16 protein-coding genes and 1 pseudogene are annotated in these 18,037 nt (G+C 60.5%); 7 read left to right on the forward strand and 10 right to left on the reverse strand.

Going from position 1 to position 18,037, the window contains the following annotated elements; genetic code table 11:
- Window positions 1-51 precede the first annotated feature (51 nt).
- Window positions 52-2,055, reverse strand: a complete 2,004-nt coding sequence (locus HV770_RS15195) for an extracellular solute-binding protein (RefSeq protein ID WP_175160809.1) — start codon at window positions 2,053-2,055, stop codon at window positions 52-54.
- Window positions 2,056-2,180: 125 nt separating this feature from the next.
- On the opposite strand from HV770_RS15195, the gene fabI reads away from it, so the two are divergent.
- The gene (gene fabI / locus HV770_RS15200) at window positions 2,181-2,972 is read left to right on the forward strand and encodes an enoyl-ACP reductase FabI (protein ID WP_175160811.1); all 792 of its coding nucleotides are present in this window, start codon (window positions 2,181-2,183) and stop codon (window positions 2,970-2,972) included.
- A 203-nt stretch (window positions 2,973-3,175) separates the two neighbouring features.
- Here fabI and HV770_RS15205 read toward each other — a convergent pair whose 3' ends face one another.
- Entirely contained in the window at window positions 3,176-3,523 is a 348-nt protein-coding gene (locus HV770_RS15205) for a hypothetical protein (RefSeq protein WP_175160812.1), read from the reverse strand.
- A gap of 411 nt (window positions 3,524-3,934) precedes the next feature.
- Window positions 3,935-4,471, reverse strand: coding sequence for a metal ABC transporter solute-binding protein, Zn/Mn family (locus HV770_RS15210; protein ID WP_175160814.1), 537 nt, complete (start codon window positions 4,469-4,471; stop codon window positions 3,935-3,937).
- A 93-nt stretch (window positions 4,472-4,564) separates the two neighbouring features.
- Between HV770_RS15210 and HV770_RS15215 the strand changes: the two genes are divergently transcribed.
- The 4 genes and pseudogenes from HV770_RS15215 to dmeF all read left to right on the forward strand — a co-directional run bounded on the left by HV770_RS15215 (window position 4,565) and on the right by dmeF (window position 8,857).
- Window positions 4,565-5,572, forward strand: coding sequence for a CobW family GTP-binding protein (locus HV770_RS15215; RefSeq protein ID WP_175160816.1), 1,008 nt, complete (start codon window positions 4,565-4,567; stop codon window positions 5,570-5,572).
- A 103-nt stretch (window positions 5,573-5,675) separates the two neighbouring features.
- Window positions 5,676-6,865: pseudogene (gene zigA, locus HV770_RS15220) on the forward strand (zinc metallochaperone GTPase ZigA).
- A gap of 466 nt (window positions 6,866-7,331) precedes the next feature.
- Window positions 7,332-7,607 (forward strand): metal/formaldehyde-sensitive transcriptional repressor, encoded by a 276-nt coding sequence (locus tag HV770_RS15225; RefSeq protein WP_175160818.1) that lies wholly within the window; start codon window positions 7,332-7,334, stop codon window positions 7,605-7,607.
- A gap of 8 nt (window positions 7,608-7,615) precedes the next feature.
- A complete protein-coding gene (dmeF, locus tag HV770_RS15230; protein ID WP_175160820.1) occupies window positions 7,616-8,857 on the forward strand; it encodes a CDF family Co(II)/Ni(II) efflux transporter DmeF in 1,242 nt (413 codons plus the stop codon).
- Between the two features lie 255 nt (window positions 8,858-9,112).
- On the opposite strand, the gene HV770_RS15235 is transcribed toward dmeF, so the two are convergent.
- The gene (locus tag HV770_RS15235) at window positions 9,113-9,715 is read right to left on the reverse strand and encodes an SCO family protein (protein ID WP_175161117.1); all 603 of its coding nucleotides are present in this window, start codon (window positions 9,713-9,715) and stop codon (window positions 9,113-9,115) included.
- A gap of 151 nt (window positions 9,716-9,866) precedes the next feature.
- Window positions 9,867-11,606, reverse strand: coding sequence for a peptidoglycan D,D-transpeptidase FtsI family protein (locus HV770_RS15240; RefSeq protein ID WP_246290924.1), 1,740 nt, complete (start codon window positions 11,604-11,606; stop codon window positions 9,867-9,869).
- A 648-nt stretch (window positions 11,607-12,254) separates the two neighbouring features.
- Here HV770_RS15240 and HV770_RS39720 point away from each other — a divergent pair.
- Window positions 12,255-12,662 (forward strand): BspC domain-containing protein, encoded by a 408-nt coding sequence (locus tag HV770_RS39720; protein WP_425497427.1) that lies wholly within the window; start codon window positions 12,255-12,257, stop codon window positions 12,660-12,662.
- Between the two features lie 92 nt (window positions 12,663-12,754).
- On the opposite strand, the gene HV770_RS15245 is transcribed toward HV770_RS39720, so the two are convergent.
- The 5 genes from HV770_RS15245 to metC form a co-directional block, all read right to left on the reverse strand.
- Window positions 12,755-13,036, reverse strand: a complete 282-nt coding sequence (locus HV770_RS15245) for a putative Na+/H+ antiporter (protein ID WP_281366219.1) — start codon at window positions 13,034-13,036, stop codon at window positions 12,755-12,757.
- 415 nt (window positions 13,037-13,451) lie between these two features.
- Entirely contained in the window at window positions 13,452-14,222 is a 771-nt protein-coding gene (locus HV770_RS15250; protein ID WP_175160822.1) for an amino acid ABC transporter ATP-binding protein, read from the reverse strand.
- Window positions 14,219-14,869, reverse strand: a complete 651-nt coding sequence (locus HV770_RS15255; RefSeq protein WP_175160823.1) for an amino acid ABC transporter permease — start codon at window positions 14,867-14,869, stop codon at window positions 14,219-14,221. Before HV770_RS15255 ends, HV770_RS15250 begins: the two co-directional genes overlap by 4 nt.
- Before the next feature lie 2 nt (window positions 14,870-14,871).
- A complete protein-coding gene (locus HV770_RS15260) occupies window positions 14,872-15,711 on the reverse strand; it encodes an ABC transporter substrate-binding protein (RefSeq protein ID WP_175160826.1) in 840 nt (279 codons plus the stop codon).
- Between the two features lie 39 nt (window positions 15,712-15,750).
- Window positions 15,751-16,914, reverse strand: coding sequence for a cystathionine beta-lyase (gene metC / locus HV770_RS15265; RefSeq protein WP_175161119.1), 1,164 nt, complete (start codon window positions 16,912-16,914; stop codon window positions 15,751-15,753).
- Window positions 16,915-17,015: 101 nt separating this feature from the next.
- On the opposite strand from metC, the gene HV770_RS15270 reads away from it, so the two are divergent.
- Window positions 17,016-18,008 carry a LysR substrate-binding domain-containing protein gene (locus tag HV770_RS15270; protein ID WP_246290928.1) on the forward strand — a complete coding sequence of 331 codons (993 nt, stop codon included), beginning with the start codon at window positions 17,016-17,018 and terminating at the stop codon, window positions 18,006-18,008.
- Window positions 18,009-18,037 lie beyond the last annotated feature (29 nt).

An 18,037-nucleotide genomic window follows, 5' to 3' on the forward strand; every position in this document is an offset into this window, starting at 1 on the left:
CCGGTGCGAAGACGATAAGTGGGGGGCGCGCTGGCGCGGCTGCGGTTGTCGCTACGAATGCGGTTGCGGCTGAGGCTGCGCATGGGGTTGCGCATGGGGTCGCAACCGGGACTGCGGTTGCTCGTACCACCACGTCGACGTGATCCAGCCTTCCGCGCCATAGTACAGCGGCAGCGTTTTCGGCCATGCCAGGCCGCGTTTGAACGCCACCCGATGCGTGCCGCTGTACCAGTGCGGCACGACATAGTAGCCATGCATCAGTAGCCGGTCGAGTGCATGCGTTGCATCGACCAGTTGCTCGCGCGTCTGCGCATGCACGAGCGCGTTCAGAACGGCATCGACCACCGGCGACTTCAAGCCGATCGCGTTGTCCGAACCCTTGGTATCGGCCGCCTTGCTGCCGAAGCGTTCGATCTGCTCCGAGCCCGGCACCTGCACGTCCGGCATGCGCAGCGTAGTGACGTCGAAGTCGAACGCGTCCAGACGCTTCTGATAGACCGCGTAGTCCGACACCCGAAACGTCGCGGTAATGCCGAGCTTCTGCAGATTGCGGATGAAGGTCGCGACGATCGGCTCCATCGACGCGGCCGAGCCGGAATCGTCGAGAATCTCGAACTGGAACGGCTCGCCTTTGGCGTTGCGCAATGCGCCGTCGCGATAGGTCCAGCCGGCTTCCTGCAACAGCGCGCGCGCCTGCAGCAGATTGGCGCGCAGCGAGCCGGGCGCATCGGTGTCCGGCTGCTTCGGCGGCGGACCGAAGACGGCTGGGTCGAGTTGCGCTCGCCACGGCTCGAGCAAGGCCAGCTCGCCCGGCGAAGGCAGGCCCTTCGCCTGCAAATCCGTATTGGCGAAGAAGCTGTCGATACGCCGGTATTGATTGAAGAACAGTTGCCGGTTCAGCCACTGAAAGTCGAGCGCGAGATCGAGCGCTTTGCGCACGCGCACGTCCTGGAACAACGGACGCCGCGTGTTCAGGATGAAGCCCTGCATGCCGGTACCGTTGTGCTGCGGGAATTCACGCTTGATCAGCTCGCCGCTATCGAATTTCTTGCCGACATCGCGCCGCACCCAGTTGCGCGCGACGTATTCGACCAGCGCATCGTATTCGCCGGCCTTGAACGCTTCGAGCCGCGCGGTGGCATCCGAGTACAGTTTGTAGACGATTCGATCGAAGTTGTTCATGCCGACGCGCACCGGCAGATCCGCGCCCCAGTAATTGGGGTCGCGCCGATACGTGATGGTGCGGCCGTTATCGTACTGCTCGATCCGATACGGGCCGCTGGAGATCGGCTTTTCGAATGCGAGCTGGTCGAACGGAATGCGGCTGCCGTCCGGCTTCAATCCCCACTTGCGGGAGAACACCGGCATGCCGCCCGCGAGCAGCGGCAACTCGCGATTGCGCTGGCGAAATTCGAAGCGGACCGTGTGCGGATCGATCACCACCGCGCGTTCGATCTCGCCGAAAATCGAGGCGAATTGCGGCGCGGCCTGCGGGCTCTTCAAAGTGTCGAGCGAGAACTTGACGTCGTCGGCGGTGACCGGATCGCCGTTGGAAAAGCGCGCGCGCGGATTGATGTGAAACGTCACCGACATGCCGTCCGGCGCGACGTTGATGTCGTCGGCGAGCAGCCCGTAGGCGGACGCGACTTCATCGCTGCTGCCCACCGTCAGGCTCTCGAACAGCAGGTCCACACCAGGCGCTGTATTGCCGCGCAGCGTGAACGGATTGAACTTGTCGAAGCTCGTGAGACGGCTCGGATTGGCGAGCACCAGCGTGCCGCCCTTCGGCGCATCGGGATTGACGTAGTCGAAGTGCTTGAAACCGGCCGGGTATTTCGGCTCGCCGTATTGCGCGATCGCATGCGCCGCCTGGGCCTGCGACGCCGCGAGCAATCCAGCCATGGCAACCACACAGGCTGTCGCGACGGCGCGCACCGGACGCCATGCACGCCACACCACTGCCAGCCCGGCACGCGCGGGTCCGTGCGAGGGTTCGTCAATCACGCGGCATCGACATGCAGGAGGCGTTTGAACCCGTCGCGAGCCAGTTGTCATAGGGGCCTTGTTGATCAGTGGGCAATTGCAGTGTGAGAGAATTCTACCCAATTAATCCGCGCGGTCCGCGCATCCCGAGCGCGCGATCTTCGCGTGCGCGGCGCGCCGAGCGTTCAGGAGATGTCATGGGCTTCCTCAGTGGCAAACGCATCCTGCTGACCGGCTTGCTGTCGAACCGTTCTATTGCCTACGGCATCGCGCAAGCCTGCCGGCGCGAAGGCGCCGAGTTGGCCTTCACCTACGTCGGCGAGCGCTTCAAGGAGCGCATCACCGAATTCGCCAGCGAGTTCGGCAGCAACCTCGTGTTTCCCTGCGACGTCGCCGAGGACGCGCAGATCGACGCCCTCTTCGCTTCGCTCGAGGAACACTGGAACGGCCTCGACGGGCTCGTTCACTCGATCGGCTTTGCACCGCGCGAAGCGATTGCAGGCGATTTCCTCGACGGCATGACGCGCGAAAACTTCCGCATCGCACACGATATCTCCGCATACAGCTTCCCCGCGCTCGCGAGAGCCGCGCAGTCGATGTTCACGCCGGACGCGTCGCTGCTGACGCTAAGCTATCTCGGCGCCGAACGCGCGATTCCGAACTACAACACGATGGGACTCGCCAAGGCTTCGCTCGAAGCGAGCGTGCGTTATCTGGCCGTGTCGCTCGGCGCGCAGGGCGTGCGCGTGAACGGTATTTCCGCGGGACCGATCAGGACGCTGGCCGCGAGCGGCATCAAGGGCTTCGGCAAGATTCTCGACTTCGTCGAGCAGAATGCGCCGCTCAGACGCAACGTAACGATCGAACAGGTCGGCAATACCGCGGCGTTCCTGCTGTCGGATCTGGCGGCCGGCGTAACCGCGGAAATCGTGCACGTCGATAGCGGCTTCAATGCGGTGGTGGGCGGTATGGCTGCGGCGACCGAGTGAATGTTGAAGGCGTCCGCGGCCTCGCGATGAATGTCACGGCATGGTGAATAGGCCGCATGAACAGGCTGCAACACGCGGGCGTGGCTCGCGTCACAGTTGCGCTATTCGCGAGCTAGGCGCGCATGCTTGACGGACATAAAAAAACCGCCCTGCCGGGCGGTTTTTTCTGAATCGACGACGCCAACCTGATCGCGCTCGACAGCTTAGTGCCAGCCGCGATGATTGTCGTAGTGATGACGGCCATAGTCGCTATGGCCCGGAGGATGATGGCGATACCAGTCATCGCGCGCCCAGTAGCGGCGGCCGTCCCAGTAGCGGTCGCCGTGCCAGCCGATAACGATCGACGGGCCGCCGTAGTACACCGGTGCCGGCTGATACACGACGGGCGGCGGAGGCGGCGGAGGCGGTGCGTAAACCGGCGCCGGCGCAACGTAGACCGGCGCGGGAATGCCGATATTGACCCCGACGTTGAGCCCCGAGGCCATTGCCGCACCCGATGCACCCAACGTCAAAACCCCGAGCAGAAGCGGAACTAAACGAGCGGACTTCATTGATCACCCTTGGAAGAATGTGTTCTGTGGGCGGAAATATAACGCAAGGTAGCGTTCCGCGTATTTCATGTTTGTAATAACTGATGCACAACATCGCAGCATCGGCTGCTACGTAACGTCTGGTTACATGCGAGCGCGGTCGGGTGAAAACGATGCTGGGTTGTAATCGAAGTACACGTGGCGTTCAAGCGTGCTTGATGCGCGCGATGCAGTGGTCGTGAATTCATCGTCGCGAACCGGGACATAGGCATCGTTGTGTCGCCAGCATTTAGCAGCAAGTGCCCGACGCGCATTCACACCGAACTACGAGCTGAAAAAACAAAACCCCGCAGAGCCTGGACTCTGCGGGGTTTGCCGCCAGCACGCGGCCGTGCACTCGGACGATATCGATGTGATAGCCGTACAGTCTGCTCAGGACCTCGGTACCCACCACTTCGTCCGTCGCCCCGCTCGCTGCATGCTGCGGACCGCTTCGAGCATGTAGCTGGCGACCGGCTCCGTCACCGCGACAGGCGTTTTCGAGTAGTGCGCCTTGAACGATGCAATTGCAGCCAACCAGGGCTTGAGTGATGCATCGAACTTCTTCTCGCTGGCTTGAAAGCAGGCTGCCTGCGCGGGGTTCAATGGGAAAGGTCTGCCGCCACTGCCTTCGCAACCGCCGGCATGACCGTTCTTGACGATCAGATCGGCGGAAACGATCTGCGCTGCCACCTTCGGGTTGACCTCGAAGGTGTGTGGATCCGTATCGGGATCCGTTTCGATCGCGCTCACCTGAACGTACTTGCCGCCGATCTGGGCGATGACATCGGCGTATTCGTTTTCGACGGTACGGAAAAAAAGCACTCCCACACGGCCAGATACGTTATAACATAACACCTCCCGTGTCCAGCGTTCCCAGCGGAAAGACTGGCCGTCACGGACCGTGGCGTCAGCGAAGCGGGCTGTCACCGCACGGGGATCTCGACCGTAACCATTTGCTCACCGCCCGGGCACCTCGACGGGCGAACATGCTTGAGCGCGTGCCGCTCACAGGAGAATGCAATGCAAGATGCAACCGGCTTCCAGCGTATCCCGACGACCATCCTGACCGGCTTCCTCGGCGCCGGAAAAACGACCTTGCTGAACCGCATCCTGACCGAGCATCACGGCGGACGCGTTGCGGTCATCGAAAACGAATTCGGCGAAGCGGGCATCGACAACGAATTGCTGGTGCAGGACGGTAACGAGCAGATTGTCGAAATGAACAACGGCTGTATCTGTTGTACGGTGCGTGGCGACCTGGTGCGCATTCTTTCGACGCTCGCCGCGCGACGGGAGTCAGGAGAACTCGCGTTCGAGCGGGTCATCATCGAGACAACGGGACTTGCCGATCCGGCGCCCGTCGCGCAAACGTTCTTTGTTGACGATGTCGTGCAGGAGAAATACCTGCTCGACGCCATCGTGACGGTGGTCGACGCACGGCATGGCGGCGAGCAGCTCGATGAACATCACGAAGCGCAGGAGCAGGTCGGATTCGCGGACCGTATCCTCGTATCCAAGGTGGACCTCGTTGGCGAAGAGCAGGCGCAGCAACTGATGCGCCGGTTGCGGCAGATGAACCCGCGCGCGACGATCAGGCCGGCACATTTTGGCGAGACGGACCTGAAGCAACTGCTCGACATCCGCAGCTTCAGTCTGGATGCCATTGTCGACATCGAGCCCGATTTCCTTGAAGACGTTTCGCACGAGCATGACGACGATGTGACGTCCTTCGTCTACCGCACTACTGCGCCTCTGGATCGGGACAAGCTCGAGGCGTTCTTCAGCGCCACGGTTGCGATCTATGGTGCCGCGATGCTGCGCTACAAGGGTGTGCTGAACCTGGCGGGTGTCGACCGTCGCGCAGTGTTCCAGGGCGTACATATGATTTTTGGCGCGGATATCGGTAAGTCCTGGGGCGCGAATGAAACGCGCGAAACCCGGATTGTTTTCATCGGCAAACTGTTGCCGCATGATCTTTTCAAGGCGGGCCTCGACAACTGTATGGTTGGCGAAGTCCTGCAGAACTGACACGAAGGATCGCATCTGCTTGCCGCGCACCCGCCTCGGCCAGCAGGCTGCCTGTGTCGATACATGTGATCTTCTTCACCATGTTTGAGGCCTCACTTTTCCCATGCACAAGCTCCCCGTCACCGTACTGTCCGGCTTTCTCGGTGCGGGCAAGACCTCGCTCCTGAACCACGTCCTGAATAACCGCGAAGGCAAGCGGGTGGCCGTCATCGTGAACGATATGTCGGAAGTCAACATCGACGCTCAACTGATTCGTGACGGCGGCAGCCAGCTCTCGCACATCGACGAAAAGCTCGTCGAAATGAGCAACGGTTGCATTTGCTGCACATTGCGCGAGGACCTGCTGATCGAGATCGAGCGGCTCGCGCGGGACAAGCGCTTCGACTATCTGCTGATCGAATCCACGGGCATATCCGAGCCCTTGCCGGTGGCGGAAACCTTTACGTTCCGCGACGAACAAGGTCACAGCCTCTCGGATATCGCTCGCCTGGACACGATGGTGACGGTCGTCGACGCCTATAACTTTGTGCACGACTACGGTTCCCACGACTTCCTGGCGGATCGCGGCGAAACGATGGGCGGGGAAGACCGCCGCACCGTGGTCGATCTGCTGACCGAGCAGATCGAGTTTTGCGACGTGATCGTGCTGAACAAGACGGACCTTGTGAGCGCAAGCGAGTTGGAGTTGCTCAAAGGCGTGCTGCGGGTGCTGAACGCCCGCGCGAAGATCGTCGAAAGCCGCTTTGGCCAGGTGCCGATCGGGCAGGTTCTCGATACCGGCCTGTTCGACTTCGAAGCCGCTGCGCAAGCGCCTGGGTGGCTCAAGGAGATGCGCGGCGAACACATTCCCGAAAGCGAACAATATGGCATCACCAGCTTCGTCTACCGCGCGCGTCGTCCGTTTCATCCGCAGCGTTTCTTCGACTGGATTCAGAGCGAGTGGCCGGGCGTCGTGCGCTCGAAGGGGTATTTCTGGCTGGCCTCGCGCAACCATGCGGTCGGGGAATGGTCGCAAGCCGGCGCGATCTCGCGTCACGGACGGGCCGGGACCTGGTGGGCGGCCGTGCCCAGGCACGCCTGGCCGCAGGAACCCGAAGCACGGGCGATCATCCGAAGCCGCTGGCATGAGCGTTTCGGGGATCGTCAACAGGAGCTGGTCCTGATCGGCACCGGAATGGACGAGGCAGCCTTGCGCGCGTCCTTTGACGCCTGCCTGCTAAGCGAGGACGACTGGCCCGTGATGAACTCGCGTGGCGCAAATTTACCGACCCGTTCCCTGAGTGGACGCAGTAAGGTGTGTCCACCCAGGCAGTAACCTGGCACCATGCGTCCTCAATCGCATTGAGGTACTTCGCCAGCCTGGCGCCGGGCACTCAGGCGAGCGCAACCGGGCCGTGGTCGTCGCAATGATCGCCGTGCGGATGGTGCAGGTGGCCGTTGACCAGGTAGTCGACGTGATCGCCATGCGGTACTGCTTCGTGGCCGCATGCCGGCCCGTGGACATGTCCCGGCTCATGACCGCCGCAATTGGAAGTACATCGATCCGGATTTTTTGCGCTCACCTCTAGCCGGTGCTCGTCCACGTGATCGCCATGGGGATGGTGCAGGTGGCCATCGTGCAGATAGTCAGTGTGATCGCCATGCCTGATCGCAGTGTGTCCGCAGTTCGGACCATGCTGATGCTCACGATAGGCATTATTAGAATACCCCCCTACCCTATCTTGGCATATACTCTCCTGAGGTATATAGGAGGTCGTTCATGAGCCACACCATTCGTGAGAAACAGAAGCTTCTCAACCGGGTCCGCCGCATCAAGGGGCAAGTGGAAGCCATCGAGCGGGCGCTTGAGGAAGAGCGAGGATGCATCGACGTCTTGCAGCAAATAACCAGTTGCCGCGGCGCGATGAATGGCCTGCTGGCGGTAGTGCTCGAGGATCATATCCGCACGCATCTCGTCGATGCCGAAACCCACAAGGAGCTGGCCGGCAGCGCGACTGACCAGCTCATCGAAGTCGTTCACAGCTATTTCAAGTAGAGCAGAACATGAGTGATTTCAAAGACTCGGCGTTCGGCGCAGGACACGACCACATCTTTCTCGGCGCGGCTCACGAGCAGAACGAGCGCAGGACCTGGGCGGTCATTGCGCTGTGCAGCGCGATGATGCTGATCGAAATCATCGGCGGCAATATGTTTGGCTCACTGGCGCTTGTTGCAGACGGTCTCCACATGTCGACGCACGCTGGAGCAATGCTGATTGCAGCCATCGCGTACACCTACGCGCGTAAGCATGCTGCCGACCCCCGCTTCGTTTTCGGTACTGGCAAGCTTGGCGATCTCGCGGGCTTCACGAGTGCCATCGTACTTGCCATGATCGCAGTGCTGATTGGGTACGAGGCTGTGTTGCGCTTTCTATCGCCAGTATCGATTCAATTCGGCGAAGCGATTCCCATCGCGGTGGTCGGCCTGTTCGTCAACCTGGCGAGCGCGTGGCTGCTTGGCGACCATCACGGGCATGGTTATGAAGACGAGGCGCAGAAGATCTTTACTCCGTCTGGTGTGTTTGCCGTTTCCATCTTCGAAGACGGCGTTCCTCCCGTGTTCCGCATTACGCCAGCGACCGATGGTTCTCGACTGGACGCGTCGACAGTGTCTGTTACAACGGTACGGCCTGACGGCACACAACAGGTATTTACGCTGGTGGACCGTGGTGGCTATCTGGAATCGAAGGAAGATATTCCTGAGCCGCACGCCCTCAAGGCCATCGTGCGGATGCCGGACGGCGAGCACGAACTCGAATTCGAAGAGCATGAGCACGAGCATGAGCACGGCCACGATGCTCATAACGCAGCGGCCCGGGACCATAACATCCGATCGGCCCGCATCCACGTCATGGCTGACGCCGCGGTGTCCGTGCTGGCAATCATTGGGCTCGTACTTGCGCGCACGTTCGGTTGGCTTTGGATGGACCCCCTCGCGGGCGTCGTCGGCGCACTGGTGATTGCAAAATGGTCGTACGGGCTGATGCGAGACACCGGTGCGATCCTGCTCGACATGAATGCGGACCGGCGCATGGCGGAGAACGTTCGCCATGCTATCGAGGACCGTGGCGACAAGGTGCTCGACCTGCATGTATGGCGGGTGGGCCCGGGCCACATGAGCGCGGTCGTATCGGTCGCGACCAGCGAGTCACAGCGGGATTCACGTTTCTATCATGCGGTGCTCCAGCGCTTCAAGGGGTTGTCCCATGTCACGGTGGAGGTCCAGCCTGCTCAAGCGGTGGCGTGATCCACGATGCTACTGGCGCCACACACTTGTATGCCAGGAAACCTTGCGTTGAGCGTGCATAGGGAGGCTGGTCGTAGCCGGTTATTGACCAGCTGAACGCGGTGGTATGCGTGGAACTTCGGGAGGCGACAACAAGCACTCCTCCGGGCGAATCTGGCCGGATTCTCCGACGTACGTCCGACTCTATCTGTTGAATGCACCGTGGGTGCGCGGGCTCGTTCGCGGCCTCTTCAGCACCGTCGCGGGCGCCTGCCGTCAGGTCTCGTCGGCCAATTGACGCAGATCGTGGACGAATGCGTCGGCCGGATCGTCGTCCGCGCCGATCAGGCGCGCATGCCCTTTCGCATCGAATATGTAGATCGCCGAACTATGGGTTACCTCGTATCCACCGTTCGCGCGGGGCTTGTCAGCCTGGTACGCGACGCGATAGCGTTGCGCAAGCGCCTTGATCGCGCTATCGGAACCGGTCAGGCCGACGTCATGCTGTGCGTCGAACGCGTCGACATACGCATGCATCACTGCGGGCGTGTCCCGCGCGGGGTCGACGCTCACGAACAGAATCTTCACGTGCTGTGCGGCGCCGCCCAGTTGATGCGTCACTTGGGCCAGTTTGGCGAGTGTCTCCGGGCATACGTCGGGACAATGCGTGTAGCCGAAGTAGACGAGTGTGACATCACCTGCCAGGTTCGCCTGGCTCATCTGCTTGCCGGTGTCTGAGATCAGCTCGAAATCCAGATCGGGCAAATGTCCCCGGACGTCCGTGAGCTTCCACGGCTCTTCGTGGTGGCAGACGGCTAGTGAAACGACGAGCGTCGCGCCGATAGCGAAACGCACACAGCGATGAAAGAATCCGGGCATGGATAGGTTCGGCATTGCCATCGCAAAGATCAAGCTTGGGAAGCACAGTCTATTGCGGAGAGCTTTCATTCTCCTGCTCACGTAGTGCCTTATCCGCTTCACAACTTTCGACGAAGGCTCCATTCGACGGCCGTTGCGCCCTCTCTATCCTCTAAGTGACCGGCCTTGGCTTGTCCTGCACAAATTGTGCGCCAGGGTCATCAGGTGTCACGCCCAGAAGATTCATGGTCTTCGCCGCGATATCCGAGAAGGCTGGTCCTGCGACTGCCCCGCCGAAATGCGAGCCCACGTGGGGCCGGTCGATCGAAACCGCGATGATAACCCTCGGATGCTGCGCCGGGACAATGCCAACAAACGACGCCCGATACTGACTGCGGTCGTAGCCGCGCGCGGTCCAACGATATGCGGTTCCGGTCTTGCCTGCGGCCGTATAGCCCGGTACGGCTGCCTGTGGTGCCGTACCGTCCCGGGACACCACGGACTCGAGCATGGTGAGCACCTCCGCCGCGACGCGTGGCGAATAAATGCGTCGACGATGCACAGGCATACCCTGTTGCGGATGAATCGTAGCGGGTACAAACACACCTTCATTGCTGAACACCGTGTACATCTGCGCGAGTTGCAGCAGCGATGCGGACAGACCGTAGCCGTACGACATCGTTGCCTGCTCGATGCGCCGCCAGTTCTGGTAAGGGCGCAATGTGCCGGTTGCCGCACCCGGCAACCCTGCGCGCGGCGCTCGGCCCAAGCCGACAGCATGAAAATTGTTCCACATGTCGTGCGGCTTCATCAGCAGCGCGATTTTTGTCGTGCCTACGTTGCTTGACTTCTGCACGACGCCGCTGACCGTCAGAGTGCCGAAGTTCTTGTCGTCGTGAATCACGGCCCCGTCGAGCCGCAGCTTTCCGCCGTTGGTCGGTACCACGGAGCGAGGCGACACCTTATTGCGTTGCAACGCCAGTGCGATCGTCAGGGGTTTCATGACCGAGCCCGGCTCGAACACATCGGTGACAGCGTGGTTGCGGACAGCCTCGCCCGCTCTGCCGCGGCGCGCATTCGGATCGAAACTCGGCCAGTTTGCCATGGCGAGAATCTCGCCACTGTGTGCATCCAGAACGATCGCCGAGCCTGCATGCGCATCGGTGCGCTCAACGGCGTCACGCAGCGCCTTGAACGTCGCATACTGGATCGGCTGATCAATGGTGAGCTGCACGTCCTCGCCAGCAACGGCAGGTTGCAACGCAAGCGTTTCGATGACCTGCCCTCTGGCGTTCCGCAGCACGCGGCGACTGCCATTGCGACCCGTCAGGAGGCGATTATCGACTTTTTCAATGCCTTCCAGACCCGTCCCGTCGACGCCGGCGAAACCCGTGACATGCGCCACGATACTGCCTTCCGGATAGTAACGACGGTAATCCGGTTGGGCATACACACCAGGCACATCGAGAAGCATTGCCCGCTTCGCAACATCGAGGGGCACCTGCCGTTTGAGGTAGACGAATGGTTTGTGGGACGCCGCGATGGCGTCGATCGAGCGCGCGTCGATGTCAAGCAACTTGCCCAATGCAGATGCCTGCTCCGATGAGGCCGTGTCCGCGCCGTCCGCATCCATCCATAACGTGCGTGTAGGAAGGCTAAGCGCCAGCGCTCGCCCGTCGCGATCGAGAATGCGCCCACGCATCGCATGAATGCCGAACTCCCGCACCTGTCGCAGTTCCCCCTGCTTCTGATAAAACCCGTCCTTGACTCCCTGTACCCACAATGCTCGCGCGGCAAGGACGAGAAAGCCCAATGAGAAAGCCGCTGCCAGGGCGCGCGAACGCCAACGCGGCAGCGCATGTGGTCTGGTTGAAAATGGAGAAAAATTAATGTGTCTGGAGCGAAAACGCATCGAGTGATTTCAGAGGAGGTGAACCTTCGCCACCTTCACGAGAACGAGCGCCGACAAACGCAGTACGAGGGAGCGCCGGAGCTTGGGGACTCCTGAAATACTAGCACGAGACTTTCTGCGCCAGATCTCTACCGCAAACAGCCTTTCACAAACGACATGTAGATGTGATCTGTCAACCGCGCCTGGAAGAACTGCACACGTGTGCGTCCCATTGCGCGAGCCACCGTTACGCCAACGGGTACGCCGCGAAAGAAAGTCTCGCCCTGCAATCTCACACTCTCCCCGGAGCGCGAACGGTGCAATTCGCGCGTGCTACGCTTCCATCGATCAGCGATGCATTCGACTACGGATGACACGTCCTGCTCCGTCACGCCCGAGTAAGCGGGCGCACCTTCAAACACACCATGCGTTCGTGAACACGACACGAGCATGACGCATCCACATGCTGCGGCAAGTATCCAGTTCCTTCTTGCCCGGCGGTGATGCGAGTGTCGCTGCGCTCCGGCCGTGCCGACTCGCTGCGCGGCTGCGCAATTGTCCTGGGCATCCCCGCTTCGGGCAAAGCGTCGAGAAAGTCGGTTTAAGGCTGCGTGTATACTCATGGCCTGTTGCCCTATGGATAAGTGCCCGCGGCGGGCTTGCTACCGAATGAAGGTTATCACTAGTCTTTTTTTTCTCCTCGTATGTTGCTGGACCTATCACCTGGCTCACGCCCAACCGAAACCGGCACCACTAGCCGACTACGCTTTTCTCAGACGCATCCATGTCCGCGAGGCGGTAGTCAATTGCATCGCGGCGTTCGACCAATGGGTTCGAACCGAGCCGCGCTACGATTCAATCATCGTCTCGGCAGGCAATGCGTTACACGCAAAAGTATTGCCGGCGAGGGGTACGCAGGAATCCGGGCAACCGTCCGCACTCGATGCGACGGTAAATATGCTTGCGGTAGCCAAGCTTCGACAAAAGTATGTGTGGATTCCTGTCACGGCTTCCTGTGGCGTATGGAAGAAACACGTCATCTCCTTTTCACTCGGGCCTAGAGAGCGACACCCGTAGAGCGCATGCTGACTGCCGTTGCACTCGACGCTTTGAACGAGTTTGCCGGCAGTCGTGCTTGTCCGAGCGCGTCAGCGCGATTTGCAACGCGTCTACAGCAAGACGAATGCTACGCACGCGGTAGCGGTCGGAAGAATAGCGCTGGCCGGCAGCCAGAGGGCACCGACGCATTCGTCAGAAAATCCCTGGCGAACAAGGGCGAGCTCGGCCGGATTGAGTGCATTGGCAATAACCGTTAGCCCTCCCCCGGTCACCGCGCCTGCGACCAGCAGATATTTTGCTTCATGAGATAACTCTTTCATCAGCGAGCCGAGATAGCGGATCGCTGCGTTATTCATGATCGCTGTCAGGCCAGTCGCTCCAACATAACGCACCTACGCGTCCATGGAGCGCAGAATCGGCTGAAGCCACCATTGCTGCGGGCCCTGTGATAAAAAGGCCCCGAAGCGGTACTACGCTGACTGACAGCCAGACGATCACCAGTTCGGGGCGCAGGGCAAGCGCGACGCGTGACCTGGCGGGAGCCTCGTGACAGCACGAAGGACCGGCCTGGTCGCTGCAATCACCATGATGACAAAGGCTAACGCCGGCTCCGTCTCTGTACCTCGGGCTAGAGCACAACTGCGGGCCAACAGGGGAATCGAGGCCGCCGCTTGCAAAAGCCGCAAGCCGTCTATGCAGATCGCGGCTACGATTCCGATGCGCATCGCGGCGAACCGCAGCGTATCTGTAGGAAACGCTGCGCGACCGGCAGTACGCAGGGACGATTTATCTCGGCGTACTCAACGTTCAGGTCTCGATCAGATGAAGGAACTGCCTTACGCGTGGACTCATGCCTTCACCAAAGAAGGCTTGCGGTGTCATGTCTTCAGCAACCACTCCGCCCTCCATGAAAACGACCCGATCCGCAACATCTCGCGCAAACCGCACTTCGTGTGTGACGATCAGCATCGTCATGCCCAGTTTGGCGACATCGCGCATTACGGTCAGGACATCCTCTCGCAGTGCTGGATCGAGAGCGGACGTGGGCTCGTCGAAGAATATGACTTCCGGGTCCATCGCGAGCGCACGCGCGATCGCTACGCGCTGCTTCTGACCGCCGGACAGTTGCCCGGGATACTCGTTGGCTTTCGCGCCGAGCCCAACCTGCGTCAGCAGGCGCATTGCGCGCTCCGTTGCTTGCGCGCGAGGAACACCCCTGACGCTTACCGGACCTTCCATCACGTTTTCCAGTGCTGTCCTGTGCGGAAAGAGATTGAACGACTGGAACACCATGGCCGTGCGCTGACGGATCGCGCGGATCTTCTTCTGCTGGTCACGCGACAGTTTCGATAAACCAGTGCATTCGACATCGATACCGCACACAGTCACCGTGCCGGCATCCGGCATCTCGAGGAAATTCAGTGAGCGCAGCAGCGTGGTCTTGCCCGATCCCGACGGCCCCATCACAACGACAACTTCGCCTTTCGATACACTGAAATCGACGCCGCGCAGCACCGGGTTATTGCCGAAAGTCTTCGACAGTCCCTGGACTTCAATCGTCCTGATATCCGTATTCATATATAACGCCTCGACAAGCGATTCTCGAGGACCGTCTGAACTATCGTGAGAATCTGATTGATGCCCCAGTAGATGATACCGACCGTCAGGAACATTTCCATGTAGCGGAAGGTGGATGCGCCGACCTGGTCGGCCACGCGGGTCAACTCCACCACAGTGATGGTCGAGGCGAGCGACGTGTCCTTGATCAGCGCGATCATGCGGCTGCCGACGGGCGGGATCGCGATACGCAGACCCTGAGGAAGGATCACCCGCGACATGGCTTTCCAGTAGCCCATGCCCAGCGACATCGCGGCTTCCCACTGGCCCCTGTCCACCGCGTTGATGCCGGAACGGAAGTTCTCGCTCAGATACGCGGCCGAGAACAGCGTCAGCGCGAGCAGCGCTGCAGGAACCGGGTCAAGTGTCACACCGTAACGGGGCAATCCGAAATAGATGAGCAGTATCTGCACGAGCAGCGGCGTACCACGAAAGATGGATACGTATGCGAACGCGAACGCGCGCAATACGCCGATGCTCGAGAGACGGGCCAGCGCGACGAGCAACCCCAGCGTCGAACCCAGCACGAACGACGATAAGCCGAGGAAGACTGTCATCAGCACCGCGCTCTTCAACAGCGGCAGGGAGCGGATGAAAAGTTCGATCATGGCTATTCCTTCTGCGCCTTGGCTTTAGCAATCATGCCGACCATATCGTAGTCACGCCCGACCCACTTCTTCGCAATGGCCTGCATCGTCCCATCGGCCATCATCTCCGCGATCGCCTTGTCGACCGCCGCGCGCAGAGCCGGTTGGCCTTTCACCACAGCCGGTGCCGATAGCTGATAGATCAGCGGGTCACCCACCTCCTTAACGGGCAAGTGGTTGACGTTGGCGTACTTCATGCCGCCGAAGTGAGAAATAATCACCGCGTCGATACGCCCGCTGCCGAGATCGTTGAAGATGAATCCCCCGTTGTCGTATGAACGGATATCGGAGTCCTTCAGATGCGCCCGGGCCCATGATTCGTTGCTGGAGCCGGTGGCCACGCCGACCCGCTTGCCCTTAAGCGAGTCCTTGTCCTTAATATCCGTGTTGCCGACAGGTACGAAAATACGGAAATCCTCCACGCCGTATGGATCGCCGAAATCAACCTGTTGTTCGCGTTCAGGCGTAGGTGTGAGATCGTTCATCACGAGGTCGTACTTGCCCGTCTTCAACCCTTCCACGAAGTTCTTGAATGAATCTGCAATGAACACGACGTTCGGCACGCCAATGCGCTTGCCGACTTCCTTTGCAATTGCGACGTCGTAGCCGACCGGCTTATTGTTTTCGTCCAGCATGCTCCACGGAGGACTGCTCTGGGTATTGGCCACACGCAGCGTGCCGTTTGCCCTCGCCTGCGCGAGCAGGTCTGCTGCGTGCACAGTCGCGGCCGAGCTGAATGCCACGCAAAGCGCCACGAAACTCACTAGCGTGATAGCGCGTCTGCGTCCATTGATTGTTCTCATGTCGTCCTCACTAATCCGGGTAAGTTGAATGGAAAAATATTACGTAGCGACTGCGCGAGTTCGTCTGAACGCGTCGAGACCGGCATTCAGGTCTGCAAGTAGCATCGCCGGATCTTCGAGCCCGATCGAGAGACGCACGATAGGCTGGTCGGTAAGCGGGAACGCGCGCTCAGCCTGCAAAGGAGCCGGATAGTAGGCAGCGAGGCTATGCACGCCACCCCAGCTAGCGCCGATGGCGAACTGCTGGAGTGCATCGAAGAATGCGTTGAACGCGGCTTCCGGCGCGGGCGCGAGAATCAGGGAAAACAGACAGCCGCTGCTCGAAAAGTCCCGCTTCCAGATCGCGTAGCCGGGATCGGACTGGAGCGCCGGGAACAGCACCTTGCTCACTTCCGGGTGATGTTCGAGTTCCCTCGCGATTTGCAGCGTCGCGGCACTCTGGGCGGCAAACCGGACCTTCAGCGTTTCCAGACCACGCATCACCAGGAAGCAGTCGTCCGGGCTCGTCTGCTGACCGAGAATGCTCTGCGTCTCGCGCACAGCCGCGTAGTAACCCGCGTCGTTCATGCTGATGCAGCCCACCAGCAGATCCGAATGGCCGCCGAAAAATTTCGTCGCGGCTTCGATGCTGAAGTCCACACCGTGTTCGAGCGGTCTAAAAGCGAGCGGACTCCCCCATGTGTTGTCCATCATCGTCATCACGCCGTGACGTTTCGCGACTTCGACGATTGCCGGGATGTCGGGCATCTCCATCGTCACCGTGCCGGGCGACTCCATGCAGATCATGCGGGTATTAGTCTTGATGCACTTCTCGATCTCGGCTCCGATCGCCGGCGAATACAGCTCGACCTCGACGTTGAAGTGCGCAAGCCAGTTATGTGCGAATGTTTTTAGCGCGCCGTAGCAGGCAGCGGACACGAGCAGGTGATCGCCGCCGCGCACGAAACTCATGACGGTCGTCATCAACGCGGACTGACCGGAGGGCGTCACCACGCAATGCGCGCCCCCTTCGAGTTCGGCAATGCGATGCTCCAACTGGCGAGCCGTCGGCGTGCCCGTGATGCCATAGCTATAACCGTCCGGTTGCCGCTCCTTGCGGCGCGTAAATTCGGCCAGAGAATCAAATACGACCGTGGATGCCCGCATGACGGCGGGCGACAGGCTGCGGAATGGCTGCGGCGCTTTCTGGGTATGACTAGTCATCATGCTCTCGGTGATTGCCTGGTGATGAATCGATCAGCGCAGTTTACTTTCGCCCGAAATTCCATCAACATCGGAAATAATTAGGTCAATAAGTTCTGGTTATGAGGATCCGCGACATCGAGGTGTTCAGAGCGGTCATGAACGCGGGAAGCACGAGCAAAGCGGCGGCCCTGCTCGGCATTTCGCAACCGGCTGTGAGCCAGGCCATCAGGCGTCTGGAAACCATGGCTGACTTCATGCTGTTCGAGCGCTTGCGCAGCCGGCTCGTTCCGACTCAGGAAGCCGTCGCCCTGATGCGAGAGGTGGACCAGTATTTCCGCGGATTCGAGGTCATCGAACATCGAATCCGCAGTTTGCGGTCTTACGGGCTGGGGCGGCTGACGATCGCCTGTCTGCCGGCGCTGGGCACAGGCTTTCTGCCTCGCGTCATCGCGGCGTTCGATGCGCCGTCCAGAGACGTGCAGATATCGCTACAGGTGATGAGCTCGCGCGAAGTCCATGAGAAGGTCTCGGCAGGCCAGGTGGATTTCGGCCTGATGTCCGACGAAATGTCGATGGCCGGCCTGGAGCACTCGGTATTCGTGCGTATGCCGGCTGTAGCAGTGGTAAATCAGCATCACCCTTTGGCCGCGCGTCCTTTCATCGCCGTCGCCGATCTGCCTGAATTTCCCTTCATCGCGCTGAATCCCGAAGACAGCACCAGGCTGCGCCTGGACACGCAGCTCATGGCGCGCGAAATCCGCCTCAAGACGGTCGTCGAAACGCCGTATTCGCACACGGTATGCGAACTGGCGCTCGCGGGAGTTGGTATAGGAATCGCTCATCCGCTCGTGACGCTGGACTTCGCAGAGCGGGGGCTCGTGGTGAAGCCGATTGACGTCGAGGTAATGTTCACGGGGGTGCTCGTGTTTCGTCCCGGCACCCCACACACCGAGACCGCGAGGCAGTTCATGCGGCACATGAGAATGCAGCTTGAACGTGACCAGAAGGCGCTGAAACTGGCGCTCAGCGCTGTGGCGACAGTGGGGGACGAAGCTGCCGTTCCCAAGCGTAGTCGCCGTCCGGCAGGGGGGCGTGCTCCGCAGCGAGTTTAATAGTACCGCCCGAAGGGTATAGTCAAGCC

Source organism: Paraburkholderia fynbosensis (genome assembly GCF_902859935.1).
Classification (GTDB): domain Bacteria; phylum Pseudomonadota; class Gammaproteobacteria; order Burkholderiales; family Burkholderiaceae; genus Paraburkholderia; species Paraburkholderia fynbosensis.